We start from the raw sequence: 13378 nt of genomic DNA on the forward strand, positions 1-13378 counted from the left end.
GTGCGCGAGCCCGGGACCGGACGGCGTCCGGACCCGGGCTCGCTGGCGGTCAGGCCCAGAACTGGGACCAGATCCTGCCGTCGGTGCCGACGCCGAACCAGTCGATCTGGTCCCGGCCCGGGCTGATGGCGGCGGCGTTGGAGGTGTAGCTGCCGCCGCGCGCCCCCCAACCGCCCCAGGAGGAGCCGTTGTAGAGGTTGTAGGACATGGAGTTGTCCTTGCCGCGGACGAAGAGCTCCAGGGCCCCGGAGACGCCGTTCCAGGTGGCGACAGTGGGGGAGGCGCCGGCGGCGATGCCGGCGGAGGGGGTGGTGACGTCCTGCGTCCAGCCGCTCCAGTTGGCGCCGCCGGTCCAGGAGTCGTGCCAGATCTTGCCGTCACCGCCCAGGGCGAACACGTCGTAGTGGGAGGCGTTCTGCGCCACGGCGGTGGGGTCGGAGGTGAGGAAGCCTCCGAGGGACTGCCAGCCGCTCCAGGCCCCGCTGTAGTAGATGTGCCAGATCGCGCCGGCCGTGCCGCGGACGAAGAGGTCCAGGCGGCCGTTGCCGGAGGAGGTGACGGCGGGAGAGGCGCCGGAGGCCACGCCGCCCGGTGGGGTGCCGAAGTTCTGCCAACCGGTCCAACCGCCGCCGGAGGTCCAGTACTTCTGGTAGATGTTGCCGTCGGTGCCGGTGGCGAACAGGTCGAGTCGGGAGCTGCTCCAGGAGACCGCTGTCGGGTTGGAAGCCAGGTTGCCGCCGAGCGATTCCCACGCGCTCCAGCCGCCGTTGGCGTTGAGGAAGTAGGCGTTCACGTCCCAGTACTGGTGCCAGATCGCGCCGTCGGCACCCCGGACGAACACGTCCAGGCGGCCCGGCTGCAGGGAGGAGACGGTCGGCGAGGCGCCGGCGGCCGTGCCCGGGGGCGGGGCGCCGTTGTCGTTCGTCAGGCCGGTCCATGCGCCGGAGGCCTGGGTGCAGCCGTTCGACGAGTTGCTCCAGAGCGACTGCAGGTAGTAGGCCCCGTCGTTGGCGTTCTGCTGGCCGACGTTCTGCCAGGCGCAGAGGTCGGCGATCTCGCCGCTCAGGTCACCGGTGGTCCACGCGTTGAGATACGGGTCGGTCATCGTCTCGGTCAGTTCGTGCCCGGCGACGATGGTGTAGGTGCCGTCCGCCGAGTACAGGTTCTCCTCGCAGCCATGGGTGCTGTCGTCCCCGAAGTAGGGAAGCGCGGTGTAGGGCAGGTTCCCGTTGGCGACGGAGTGCCAGCCGCACGTCTGGGTGAAGGCGTTGGGGAACTCGTGGCCGGTCGGCAACAGCACGACGACCTGGGCGTTGACGCTCGCGGTGACGCCCATGGCGGAGGCGGCGCGGGTGGCCTCGGCGGCGATGTCGGCCTGGGCCGGCTGGGACATCGCGGGGCCGGTCGGGTCGGACCACACACCTGCGAGCAGACCGGGCTGGAAGCCCGCCCCGTACTGACCGACGGTGGCGAGCCACGGACTGTCGCCGATGTGGATGTAGAAGCTGAGGATCGTGGCCTTGACGCCCGCCGGGTCGGAGTTCCAGCCCCAGAAGTCGAGGTAGACCTTCGGTGCGGTCTGCACCGGTCCGCCGTGGGAGATCAGGGGGCCGGTCGCCGCCGCGTTGACCGTGCCGACCGTGCTGTCGGTGGCCTTGGTGGTGGCGCTGCGGGTCGTGGCGGTGGCCGACCGCATCGCGGCGATCGGCGGCGCCGACACGGACTGTGACGTGGACTGGGACGGCGACTGCGCGAGGGACCCGGCCGCCGAGGCGGGCACGGCGAGTCCTAGGGCCGGGATCGCCGCTGCCAACGCGATGATCAGGGTGTCTCTGAGCCTCACTGGGCTGTGCTCCAAGGGAAGGGGAGGAGGGACGGGCGCCAGTTGACCACTGCGCCCGGACGCCGAACCAGGCAGTTGCCCCAGCAGAACTGCGGGCGGCGATACTTCTGCCGGGAGCCGGGAGCCGGGAGCCGGGAGCCGGGAGCCGGGAGCCGGGAGCCGGGAGCCTCGGCCGCCCGCGGGCCCGGCCACCGGCGCGGCCGGCGACGGCGACGGCGTCGAGTCCGGGTCCGGACCGCATCGCTCCACACCACGTCCCAGCCGGCCGCACAGCTTCCAGGCGGCGGCCGGCCCGGTGGCTTCGTTCACTTCAAGCAGCAGCGTTTGTCCATCCGTTTGGGTGGCGGTGGGCGGTCGGCGGGCCGTGGATGTTCACGAGAAATGACGTCAGTTCCCGTCCTTGAGACCGCAGAGCGAAGTAGTGCGGGTTGTGGCTCGTTGGAGGGGATGTGAGAGAAGAAGGACGTGCCTGGGCAGGTGGGGTGATCGGTCCGCGAGTCTTGATCGCTACCGAGCCTGCTGATTAGCTGGCCTGCATGACTGAGTTAGGACCCGTCGCCTGGCCACCTGCCTCGATCAAGACCGAGAGGCTCGTGCTCCGTGAGCCCGAGGCCCGCGACCGTGCGGCGGTCATCGAGGTGTTCACCTCACCTGAGGTGGGCGCCTATATCGGCGGCCCTCGACAGCGTGACGAGTTCGAGCGTGCGGTGCCCGAGACACCCAAGCGGCGCCCTGGCCTCTTCGTGGTCGATCTCGACGGGGCGATGATCGGGATCGTCACGCTTGAGCGGCGCGATCCGGAGCATCCGGTTCACGTCCGCCCCGGGGCCTCGGAGGTCGAGCTCGGTTACATGTTCCTGCCGCAGGCGTGGGGACACGGGTATGCCACGGAGGCGTGCGCGGCGGCACTCGACTGGTGCGCCGAAGCGCTGCCCGGCGAGCCGGTGGTGCTCACCACCCAGACCGCCAACGAACGCTCGATGCGCCTCGCGGCGAAGCTGGGGTTCACCGAGGTACAACGGTATGAGGATTGGGGCGCTGAGCAGTGGTTCGGCATCTGGTCCCCGGTCGCGTTGTCCGACTGAGGTCGTGCTGGGCAGTGTCCGCACTCATCGCGATGAAGCTGCGTGAGCGCGAGGAGATCAAGCGGGGTTCAAGATGGGGTGGGACGGCGCGCCGCTCCTGAGGGCGGCGGGCGTCGAGGGTGGGGCCCGTAGGTGTCAGCCGGCCTTGGCGGGTTCCTCCACCCGGGCTCGGGTGGAGGCGAGCCGGTAGGAGTCGGTGCCGGTCTCGATGATCGTGCCGTTGAAGGTCAGGCGGTCGACGATGGCCGCGCAGAGACGGGGATCGGTGGCAGAGCTCGCTGCCTGGCGCGGCCGCGCGGGCGATCCGGCCGGCGCGGCCGCCGAGCTGGGGCGCGTGGCCGCCGACTACCTGCGAATCCTCGGCCCGGACCATCCGAGCCTCCCGTTGATCCTCGACAGTCACGCCCGGGCCCTCGATGCCGTCGGCGACGCTGCCGGCGCGGCCGAGGCGTTCCGCCGGGTGGCCGTCGGGAACGAACGCCACCTGGGGCGGGACCACCCGAACACCCTGACCGCCCGTCACAACCACGGACACCAACTCGGCCTCGCGGGCGAGCACGCCGCGGCCACCGCCGTGCTCGGCCCGGTCCTCGCCGACCGCTTGAAGTATCAGGGGCCCGACGACGAAGGCACGCTCTCCACCCGGCACAGCCTCGCCCGCTGGCTCGGCGAGGCCGGAAACCCGTCCGCCGCCACCGCTGCTTACGAACCCCTGCTCAGCGACTGCCTGCGCGTCCTGGGCCCGGAGCACCGGCTGACCCTCGTGGTCCGCAGCAACCTGGACCGCTTCCGCGCAGCGGCCTGCTGAGCGAAGGAGTCCCGGAGCGGATCAGGCGGCCCAACGCCCTCTACGGTGCTTCTCATCATGCTGGCCGGCTGTGGGGCAGCGCTCCACAGTGCTCCAGGGCTCACCGCTGATCAACATCGGGCGGCGCCAGGCGCGGTGGCGCTCCTCCCGACCGGGCAGGCCTTCATCTCAGCCTGCATCGTCCGAGACTGGCGCGTTCGCGCCAGCTCCGACTGCGATGGCCGCACCGATCGGGCGCTCCTCGGCGGCGAGCCTGCCGAGGTCCGCCAGATGTACCGCGATGCCGCAGCGGGTGGGGACGAGCGCTACGGCGCACGACCCCGAGTGGGCCGCGCAGGAGACGGACAGTGAGGGACGAGGGTGCATCAGCCCGTAGGGCGAGCGCTGAACACGTGGGACACCCAGCCGTCCAGGCGCCGACCGAAGTCCGCTGCGGAGGTGATGTCATTGGCCGGCAGGGCTCCGCCGTCGTCACCGGACAAGAAGCCCACATCGGCCCAGCCACCGCGGTACAGGACCACCTCCAGGACCTGGTCCTCCCCGCGGGCGAGCGTGACTCCCACCGAGTCGGGGTCGCCCACCCGCGCCCGGTCCGTCAGGAATTGCTGCGCCCACGGGAACGCATGATCACGCCACGTCAGTTCACCCACGGTCAGCCCGCCGACCCGCCACGCCGCTACCCGGGCGTCTACCTCCATCGCCACTTGGTCCAGGTCGACCACCCGCTCCATCGCCGCTCCCCATTCGTCGCACCGGAGCGTACGCGGGGTGTCGACGGCCCCGCGCGGAGTTTTCTATCCTCATGCTTCGGCCCGACCTGCTGGGCCTGAGTGCCGTGCTGGGAGGCCAAATTGGGTTGGCGGGTTCCTCGGGGAGTGTTAAGAACTGCGAGTGATGGTGTTCGCGTGCGTGGCCTGTGGTTCGGCGATCACGGGACCGTTGACCGAGTTGGCGGAGATCCCCGTTCGTCCGATGGACCAGGGCTATGCGAAGGACGAAGGGACGCGGACGGCGTCCGCCACCGTGCCGCGGGGGAGCTTCGCGGTGGAACCGGAGCCTTGGGGCGCACCGTTCATCCCGTGCGACGACCCGGTGGCGATCTTCCCGGGCGGCCCCTGCGTTGGCGATCCGGACGGTGACGACTTCCTGGTGTCGGCAGGGCCGCGAGGGACTGTGGTTCTTCATCCCGGCGACGCGCCGGGCCTGGAACCGGTCCGTGCCCCGAGCTTCGACGATGTCGGCTGTTGCGGCTTGTCGGGCCGGGGCGGGATGAACCGCCGGTGCCCGTGCGGTGCCCCGGTGGGTACGGAGGTCAGCGACTGCTCGACCCCTTACGAGCTGCACCTCGACCCCGGGCGGGTCCGTCAGCTCGCGGTCTGACGGAGCGACGGTTGCCGTTCATCTCCGAGGCCATCAGCCGTGCCGTTCAATCGCTGATGAACGGGTCGAACGTCGTGCACGCGATCAACACGAAAGCCGTGGGGGAATGATGACGCCCCGCATGGCCCACCTTCTCGACGGGCTGCCCGTCGAGGTCTTGGGGCGGATGCGCTCGGACCGTGTGCTGCGCGGGCCGACACCCACGCAGCCGCAACGCGAACGGATCGGTCGGTCATTATCAAGGCACGACTGTGGCTCCGCGGGGTCTGCGGTGAGCTCTGGCCGATCAGGGCCCGGCCGGACCGCCCAGCCGGCCCCCGAACTGTCTTCTAGTACTCCAGTGCGACTTCGTGATCTATTCGGTCGCAGGTTCGGCGAGTCGGCGCCGGTAGTGGCTGCGCCGGGCCGCGGCCTGGTGGCGTCTGCGCCAGGTTGACCAGTGCAGCAGCCTGTGCGGGGACACGGGGGGCGGGTTCAGCAGGGCGCCGAGCAGGTGGCGGATCTCGGGGACGGTCAGGTCGATCGGGTCGGTGGTGCGGGTGGGCCTGTTCGGCTGGGCCGGTCTCGTCGGCGTCGCGTCGGCGGCGAGGGCGGCGAGGATCGCCAGGGCGAGCATGGCCAGGGTGATGTGCCGGTGCCAGGCGGTCCAGTGGCGGACCTGGTAGTGGTCCAGGCCGACCTGGCCTTTCGCAGCCTGGAAGCACTCCTCGATGCACCACCTGGTCCCGGCCACCCGAACCAGCTCGCAGAGCGGCACTCGCCCCGGGGACCAGCACAGATAGAAAGCGAGTTCACCGCTGTTCGGGTTGCGGCGGATCAGCAGGTGCCTGCGCCCGTCGTCCCCGATCTCGACCCAGGCCCAGTCGTAGTAGCGCGGCCCCTTCGCCCCGGCCCCGGCGCTTTGCCGGTGCCAGGCCGAGGTCGGCAGACGGTCGGCCACGGCATCCGCGCGAGCGGCCGTCCGTCCCTGGTTGATCCTCACCCGGGTGTTGCAGGCGACGGCCAGGACGTAGCCGATCCCACGGGACTCCAACAGGGCGCGCAGGCCGGGGTCTTGGCCATAGGCCTCGTCGCCGGTCACCCAAGCGGCGCCGACTCCGGCGTCCAGTGCTGCTGCAATCATCTGCCCAGCCAGCGTGGGCTTGGTGGCGAATTGGGACTGCTCGGGCACCCCAGCGCGGGTTCGGCGCTCGGCGTCCTGGCACCACGAGGCGTCGGGCAAGTAGAGCCGACGGTCAATCAACGCCCGCCCCTTGCGAGAGGCATAGGCGAGAAAGACGCCGACCTGCGTGTTCTCGATCCGGCTGCGTGTTCTCGATCCGGCCGGCGGTGCCGGTGTACTGCCGCTGCACGCCGGCCGAGGCGGTGCCCTTCTTCAGGAAGCCAGTCTCGTCCACGATCAGGACCCCGTCGTCGGCACCGAGGTGTTCGAGGACGTAGGCCCGGAGGTCGTCGCGGACCGCATCCGCGTCCCAACTGGCGCTTCGCAGCAGCCGCTGCATCGGCCCGGGGCGGGCATTGCCGGCCTGCTCAGCCAAACGCCAGCAGTTCTTCCGCTCGACGCCGGACAGCAAGGCGAGCACGAAGGCACGGGCAGTCGCCCGCGGCTCCACCCGCTTGAACCGGCCCGCGACCTGGGCCGTGGCCTGGTCGAACATCGCCCACCAGTGGGCGGCGTCTATGTTGCGCCCCTCGGCCACCGCACGATCTTCAGGAGTCCACACAACCCTTGATGATCACGCGGTGGCCGTTGCCACTTTCACTCGGCTCGGTTGTTTGTCTCGTACGGGTGGACGCGCTCAGCCCTATGCCATGGACCTGCATTGCCGGTTGGAAGCCTGCGTGCCCGCAGCTGATGCCAGAAGAACTTCAGGCACCTGTGTCCTGTAGCGCGGTGACGGCCTGCGCGGTGACGGCGCCGATGGCGCGGCTGATCGCGGCATCGTCCGAGCCAGGCCGGGATCGAGTGAAGACAGCGGCGGCATATCGGCGACCGTCGGGATAGGAGATCACGCCGATCTCGTTACGGATCACGCCGACCAGGCTGCCGCTCTTGGCCGCGACCCGAACTGGCAGCCGGAACCCGCTCGCGATCCGGTGCCGAGTCAACTGCCTGGCCATCACGGCGCGCACACGTTCGCACGCGGCGGCTGGGCCCGCCTCGTCCGTCCAGATCAGCCGCAGTAGGTCGACCATGTCACGAGGGGTGGTTCGGGTACCCTGCGACGGGTCCAAGGCACGGGAGGCAAGGAGCCTCTCGTCGGCGTGCGCCATCTCCTCCGCCGATGCGCCGGCGGCCCAGGCCAGCGAGTCCTTCCAACTGGCACAGCCGAGGTCCTCGCCGATGGAGTCGAGCATGGTCTGCAGGTCGGACTCGATCACAGTGCCGGTCAGCCCGAGCCGCATCGCTGTCGCGTTGAGCGCGTCGACGCCGACTCGCCGCAGCAGCGCGTCGGTGGTGTGGTTGTCGCTGATGGTGAGCATCAGGACGACCATGTCCCGCCATGAGAGCACGGCATCGTCGTTGAAGAGCGAGATCCCGACCGGGCCGGGAGTCCGGTCGCCGGCACCCAGCGTCACCCGCTCGCACGGGTCTAACCGTCCTTCAGCGAACGAGGTCTCCACCTCCAGCGCGACCTGCACCTTGACCACCGAGGCCGGGACAACGGGCTCATCAGCATGCAGGCCGAACTCGGCGTCGCCTTCCAACGGCTGGACGCATAATGCGCCTTCACAGCCGGCCTGTTCGAAAATCTCTCGAATGTCGTCCGTCATGGCGTCGATTCTGTCAGCACCCCAGCGCGAGATCACGAAATCGCACTGGAGTACTAGGTTCGTGCTCTTCTGAAGGAGTACGACCTCCCACCTTCGTCGCCCGCGGTACCGCGGTACCGCGATACCGCGATGCTCGAAGCTGTGAGCGAGCTGCCACCAATCGGTGTCAGCAACCTGTTCGGCGTCTGCGTCAGGAACGCTCACGCCTGGGCCGGCTTCGTCCAGGACAGTTGGGCGGACTACCTCTCGGCTCGTCCGCCTGAGGTGGGGTGAGCGATGTCGTTCACGCCTTCCGCCACGAGCGCGTGGGCGGCTCGGACAATGTCGCTCTTGATCTGCTCCAAGGGGATGCCCCAATTCTCGTTCCAGTCGTCGCCGTTGATGGCTCCGTCGACGAGTTCTTGGAGCTCCTCGGGGTAGTCCAATTCCATCGCGACACGCCACCAGATGAGGTCCGCGCCGGTCAGGGGGTCGAGTTTCCCGCTGACGATCAGGCGAACCCACCAACGGGCCATCGCCCAGAGCGCCTGTTCATGGTCGGTGGGCAGGTCGGGAACAAGGTCGAGCTCCTCAAGGACCTTGGCGAACAGCTCGGGAGCTTCGGGTTCCTCAGCACGTCCGAGGCCGGCGAGCAGTGGCAGTGATGGCGAGTCCACTCCACTGAGGAGAGCGTCAAGGCCGACGGCGATCAGGCGATCCGATCCGGTGTGGCGGCCAGACGCACGCTCGATCGCCAGCCAGCGCAGGCTGTCCAGTGCGTCACCGGGGTCGCTCATGGCCACCGTCCTTTCACCTGCAGCATGCCGCACCCGCAGTCGACGGCGCCAAGGAATTCGGTGCCGCGACGTGGGCCACCCAGGAACGGCGCAGGTGTCGAACAGTCCCCCAAGCTTGTCCGCGGCCCGCGGTGGCGAGGACATCGCGGGTGTCCAGGTGTTTCGACGTGGCGTGGGTGTGGCTCCGCGAGCGGGCGGCCGGCCGGCCGGGGTCCGCGCGCCGCAGGGGACGGTTCGTCGGGGTGCGGGTCAGCGTGTGGTCAGGCGGGGGTCGATCTGCCAGCGCAGTAGCCGTGTGCTGTCGAGTTGGACGAGCTCTCGCGCGGTGCGGTGGTGGTGTGTCGGGTGGAAGTCCGGGACCGCAGCGAGCCGGGCGCCGTCCGAGGGGTCCCAGGCCTCCAGGGCGTTCGGTGCCGCTGAGAAGAGCAGGCCGTCAGCGCTGAAGAACCGGCCGCTGGGGCCCCCGAAGACGGCTGTCTCGGCTGCCGGGCGACGCCGGACGTCATCGATCCGCTCGACGTCGAAGACCCTTGCTCCCGGCACGATGTCGTAGTCGTCCTCGCCCAGGCCGCCGATCGCCACCCGGTGGCCGTCGAGCCAGGTCATCGGCCGGTCCCAGTGGTAGTTGCAGAAGGTCAGGGACGCCTTGGTCGCCCCGTCCTCGGACTCGAACGGGCTCCCGTCCAGCCAGGTGGTCAGGTTCCAGGTGGTGACCACCCCGACGGGCGACCAGATCCAGCCGTCGTCCACGATGTGCCGGCCGTCAGGGCTGACCAGCAGAGCGCCGTGGAAGTAGTCGAGGTAGTGCGGGGGCCGCGGATTGCCGGACTCGGCGGGTGCGATCTCGCGGGCGGTGAGCAGCTCGCCCGTTTCGGGGTCGCAGACGTCGAGCCGGTTCCACCTGGTCCGGTGCACGAGGACGGTCCGCTCGCGGGACTGGGCGAAGGCCAGCGAGAACGGGACGGTGTCGGGACGGTAGTCGCCGCCGTCGAGCGTCATGGTCCTCGTCCCCGTCGACAGGTCGAACACCTCGCCGTGCCGGCCGTAGTCCAGCACGACGGCGGCGAACCGCCCGTCGGGCGAGGCGTGCAGACGGCGCGCCTGCCGGCGACCGGCCCACGGTACGGCGTCCGCCGGGACTTCCACGTGCGCCCGGGCCAGCGCGGCCCAGGTGCCGACGTCCGGCTCCCAGCGCACGATCCTGCCGTCCTCGCACAGGGCCAGCCACCGGGCCGTCCCGCCGTCGACGGCGGCCAGGTCCGCCAGCGTCCCCAACTCGGCCGGGACCGGCGTGACCCGCAGCGTCGGGTCGACCGCCGTGGGGCGCTCGCGGACCTCCGGCATCCCCACCACACCCGTCACCCCGCCCTCGCCGACGTCGAAGCACTCCTCGCAGATGACGGCCGTCTCGACGGCCAGCCCATCGGCGACCCGGTCCCGGCACTCCGGGCACACACGGTCGTTGACCAGGCCCACGCCGGTGTAGCGGGTGATGTAGTCGACCGGCTCCGTCGCCGCCCGGATGTGCTCACACACCGGCGCACCGTACGCCGGTGCGTCGTGGCCGCAGCTCAATACCATTCGTCCCCCCTAACAAGGTGCCGGATCCCGTCCCCCGCATCACGGCGCGACGTCACCGGCACGGCTCGCCGCGCTGCCGGTGACACGCGATGCAGCGCCCGCTACTCTGCCACTTCCTCGTCGTGGCAGGTACACCGGTCGACGGTGCCCGGGCGCCTCGGGCAGGCCGCTCGGGCCCGGGAGAGCCTCACAATTCGCCCAGCCCGTTCGGCTTTCGCTGCGTTACGGTGCAACCCCGTCGATATCAGCGAAAGCCAGGAACCGATGAGCGACCCGAGTCCGGCCGGCGTGACGTTGCTGGTGCTGTACTCACCGCAGCTTGAGGAGTTCTGGCGCTTCTACCAGCATCTCGGCCTCGACTTCACTGCGGAGCGGCACGGCCAGGGCCCCGAGCACTACGCCGCCGTCCTGCCGGGCGGCATGGTCTTCGAGCTGTACCCGGCCCGCCCGGGCCGTCAGACGGACGCCCTCCGCCTCGGCTTGGCCGTCGACGGCAGCACGGCCACCCCGCCGCTCACCCCAGGACGCCATATCCTCACCGACCCCGACGGCCGCACCATCGAGGTCCACGCGACCTGAACACCGCCCATCGCTCCCACGGTCGTTGGAGGCCGTTGTCGGTCTGAGACTGATGGGTGCGTTTCCGCTGTGTCAACGGCCATTGAGATGCCCAGGTGGGCGGCCGTCGGGTGGCCTGCAGCGATGCTTCACCCACCGGACAGCCTGGCCGACGGACAACCCCCACGTCGTGATCACCAAAGGCACGAAAGCCGGGCGACGTTCGGCATCAAGCGCCTTTCTCTCCCATGTCCTTGACGACTGCGGCTATCCGCCCCGGATGATCCGCAGCACCCGCCTGGTCGACCTCGTCAACACGATGGACCTCAAGCTCGTCGCCGCGGTCTTCGGCATGGACCCGCAAGCCACCCACCCTGATCTATCTCGCCGACCATGTCGACCCCAGGCGCCTGCCCGATCGGCGAGCGTCGACCATGCCAGAGAATTTGCGGGTCAGCAGACTCGTCATCCCCCAGACTCGGATGCGTTCGGAGGGACCCTCGGTGATCCGTGAAGGAAACCCGTGACCGAAGGAGGGGAACGAGGATGGCCCACCTGCGACTCGTCTGGGTCCTGTCCGGACGTGGTTGGGCCGACTGCACCGTCAGCGACCACCTGGCGGAGGCCGAAGTCACGGCCTCATATCTCACCACTGCCCCCGAAGATCTCTTGACGGCCGTCACTCGGCTGATCGTCGGCGAGAGCCAATGCCGAGCACAGTTCGAGGCCGAGCCCACCGCCTTCCGATGGATCTTCTACCGTGAGGGCGCCAACGTATGGATCCGCCTACTGGAGCTGGCCCGCGGCAGTGACCACGACAACGCTGGGACCGAGATTTGGTCCACCCAGCAGAACATCGACGTCGTCGCCCGAGCAGTGGTCCGCTGCTTCGACGAGGTCGTGAGGGAGTACGGCGAGAGTGCATACCGCGGCAAGTGGGGCGAGCACTTCCCCCGCACCGAGCTCGAGACCCTCAGGACCGCCTGGCGCGAACATCGAGGCGACTGGGCAACCTCCTCGGCACCATCGAACCCGTGAGGTCTCGGCAGCACCTGGCACAGGTTCGTCGGCACACGTGCGCTTTTGACGGGTGGATGTTGCTGGCCATCGCGATCCAGCGGCGTTCGTATGCGGCATCGATATCGATGATCCGGTAGAACGCCTCGGCGGTGTCCTCGCCGACCGGAAGCAGGCCGATGTCGTCGATCACGAGGAGAACGGCCCGGCAGATCCGGGCGGCCGTGCGGGCGGTCGAGCTGTCGACCTTCGACTTGCCGATCGCGGCTGGGAGGGTCTCCAGGGTGAACCAGGCGAGCCGCAGGTCCTTCTCGATCGCGGCCTGGGCCAGACCCTCGAGCGTGTTGTCGGTCGCGGGCTCGGGGGCCGCGATCGCGGCATGCCTCGGCGCTGTGCCTGCCCCGGTAGGGTGTGCGCGGGTTGAGTGGGTGTGCTGAGTCAGGGGGAATCGTGGGGCTGTTCGAGATGTCCGCGGATTTGCAGCGGCCTACCGGGAGCGAGGCCGGGCCGTTGCCGCCGCGTTCGCGCAGCGGGCTGTGGTGGCAGTTCTGGTTCCAGTGGCTGTACTTGCTGGTCGGGTCGGTACTGATTCTTGCTGTGGTCGGTTTGCTGCTCTGGGCCTCGTCGGCCGGTGGCGGTGATGTTGGCGGAGTCGGCGGGGGCGGGGGCGGTCAGATCAAGATCGGCGGTTACGTTGTGCTGACGCGTCGCCAGTACCGGTTGGAGCGCGACGGCAGTCGCGAGGCCTGGGTGCGGCGGGTCCGGGAGGCGCTGCGGGAGGGTAGTGAGCGGGCGGACAGGAAGCGTGCTGCGCAGGCGATGAACCGGGCGAAGGCCGAGGCCAGGGCCGCCGCCAAGGGCAAGCAGCTCCAGCCTGCGCCGGTTCTGCCCGACCTACTCGAGTTGACCCCTCCGGTCTACCGCGGCGCAGGCCTTGGTGTTGTCGAGGAGTTGGCCGCGCCCCTTGGTTGGGAGCTGGACTGGCGGCGGACCCGGGCGTCGAAGCTGCAAACCGCTTATCTGACGCGCCGTGCGAGCACGGGGCCGGCGTCGGCCTGACCTCCTGGCGTCGGCGGCCGCTGCCCGGACCGGGCGGTTGCGGGCGGCGGCGGTGCCGTGGCGGCAGTGGCGGGTCGGCTGGGTGTGGCTGGCCACCGTCCGTTTCGGCCATCGCCCGTCACTGAGCGGTGTCCTGGCGGTGCGTCGGCCTCCTGCTCGTGGTGGCGGTGGGCCGCCTGGCGTTCGGAGTCCGGCTGGACAAGCAGTTCGCCGTTGCGGCGGGCCGTGTCCGCCTTCGTCCGAGCCGGTGGGTGGGGTCGCGGTGGGACTGGAGCGCGGCGGCGACTGTCCCGGGTAGTGGGGCGGGGCGTATCCGGGTGAGGTCTTGCGGATGGCCGCGGCATGCTGTGACTCGGCACTGACCTGCTCCGCAAGCAGATGCACAGTCGTGTGGGGTGTGGTGAGGCCGGCCGGTCTTGTAGGACCGGCCGGCCTTGGTGGTGCGCGAGGGGGGAGTTGAACCCCCACGCCCTTGCGGGCACTGGAACCTGAATCC

General features: G+C 69.8%; 12 protein-coding genes and 2 pseudogenes. 6 read left to right on the plus strand and 8 right to left on the minus strand.

Annotated features, from left to right (window positions below; all coding sequences use genetic code 11):
* Positions 1-49: 49 nt before the first annotated feature.
* A complete protein-coding gene (locus ACFW1A_RS30115; RefSeq protein ID WP_380414255.1) occupies positions 50-1843 on the minus strand; it encodes a hypothetical protein in 1794 nt (597 codons plus the stop codon).
* 536 nt (positions 1844-2379) lie between these two features.
* Here ACFW1A_RS30115 and ACFW1A_RS30120 point away from each other — a divergent pair.
* The gene (locus tag ACFW1A_RS30120; RefSeq protein ID WP_380414257.1) at positions 2380-2928 is read left to right on the plus strand and encodes a GNAT family N-acetyltransferase; all 549 of its coding nucleotides are present in this window, start codon (positions 2380-2382) and stop codon (positions 2926-2928) included.
* 135 nt (positions 2929-3063) lie between these two features.
* Here the strand turns inward: ACFW1A_RS30120 and ACFW1A_RS30125 are convergent.
* Positions 3064-3195: pseudogene (locus ACFW1A_RS30125) on the minus strand (AAA family ATPase); the annotation flags it as partial.
* Between ACFW1A_RS30125 and ACFW1A_RS30130 the strand changes: the two are divergent.
* Complete coding sequence (locus ACFW1A_RS30130) at positions 3170-3736, plus strand: tetratricopeptide repeat protein (RefSeq protein WP_380414259.1); 567 nt, start codon at positions 3170-3172, stop codon at positions 3734-3736. The pseudogene ACFW1A_RS30125 and the gene ACFW1A_RS30130 overlap by 26 nt on opposite strands.
* 365 nt (positions 3737-4101) lie before the next feature.
* Here ACFW1A_RS30130 and ACFW1A_RS30135 read toward each other — a convergent pair whose 3' ends face one another.
* The gene (locus tag ACFW1A_RS30135) at positions 4102-4467 is read right to left on the minus strand and encodes a hypothetical protein (RefSeq protein ID WP_380414262.1); all 366 of its coding nucleotides are present in this window, start codon (positions 4465-4467) and stop codon (positions 4102-4104) included.
* A 163-nt stretch (positions 4468-4630) separates the two neighbouring features.
* Here ACFW1A_RS30135 and ACFW1A_RS30140 point away from each other — a divergent pair, with 163 nt between their 5' ends.
* Positions 4631-5116 carry a hypothetical protein gene (locus ACFW1A_RS30140; protein WP_380414277.1) on the plus strand — a complete coding sequence of 162 codons (486 nt, stop codon included), beginning with the start codon at positions 4631-4633 and terminating at the stop codon, positions 5114-5116.
* 355 nt (positions 5117-5471) lie between these two features.
* Here the strand turns inward: ACFW1A_RS30140 and ACFW1A_RS30145 are convergent.
* The 4 genes and pseudogenes from ACFW1A_RS30145 to ACFW1A_RS30160 all read right to left on the minus strand — a co-directional run bounded on the left by ACFW1A_RS30145 (position 5472) and on the right by ACFW1A_RS30160 (position 10203).
* A pseudogene (locus tag ACFW1A_RS30145) lies at positions 5472-6774 on the minus strand (IS701 family transposase).
* A gap of 211 nt (positions 6775-6985) precedes the next feature.
* Entirely contained in the window at positions 6986-7891 is a 906-nt protein-coding gene (locus tag ACFW1A_RS30150) for a serine hydrolase (protein WP_380414264.1), read from the minus strand.
* Between the two features lie 239 nt (positions 7892-8130).
* Positions 8131-8667, minus strand: coding sequence for a hypothetical protein (locus ACFW1A_RS30155; protein WP_380414266.1), 537 nt, complete (start codon positions 8665-8667; stop codon positions 8131-8133).
* Positions 8668-8916: 249 nt separating this feature from the next.
* A complete protein-coding gene (locus ACFW1A_RS30160) occupies positions 8917-10203 on the minus strand; it encodes a hypothetical protein (protein ID WP_380414268.1) in 1287 nt (428 codons plus the stop codon).
* Between the two features lie 309 nt (positions 10204-10512).
* Between ACFW1A_RS30160 and ACFW1A_RS30165 the strand changes: the two genes are divergently transcribed.
* Complete coding sequence (locus tag ACFW1A_RS30165; protein ID WP_380414270.1) at positions 10513-10827, plus strand: glyoxalase/bleomycin resistance/dioxygenase family protein; 315 nt, start codon at positions 10513-10515, stop codon at positions 10825-10827.
* A gap of 525 nt (positions 10828-11352) precedes the next feature.
* Positions 11353-11844 (plus strand): hypothetical protein, encoded by a 492-nt coding sequence (locus ACFW1A_RS30170; protein WP_380414273.1) that lies wholly within the window; start codon positions 11353-11355, stop codon positions 11842-11844.
* Here ACFW1A_RS30170 and ACFW1A_RS30175 read toward each other — a convergent pair.
* Positions 11780-12265: an ATP-binding protein gene (locus tag ACFW1A_RS30175; RefSeq protein ID WP_380414279.1), complete on the minus strand. Its 486-nt coding sequence runs from the start codon at positions 12263-12265 to the stop codon at positions 11780-11782. The genes ACFW1A_RS30170 and ACFW1A_RS30175 overlap by 65 nt on opposite strands.
* Before the next feature lie 8 nt (positions 12266-12273).
* Here ACFW1A_RS30175 and ACFW1A_RS30180 point away from each other — a divergent pair, with 8 nt between their 5' ends.
* Positions 12274-12882: a hypothetical protein gene (locus tag ACFW1A_RS30180; protein WP_380414276.1), complete on the plus strand. Its 609-nt coding sequence runs from the start codon at positions 12274-12276 to the stop codon at positions 12880-12882.
* Positions 12883-13378: the final 496 nt, after the last annotated feature.

Origin of the sequence: Kitasatospora sp. NPDC058965, from assembly GCF_042741245.1 — a bacterium.
In the GTDB taxonomy this organism is placed as follows: domain Bacteria; phylum Actinomycetota; class Actinomycetes; order Streptomycetales; family Streptomycetaceae; genus Kitasatospora.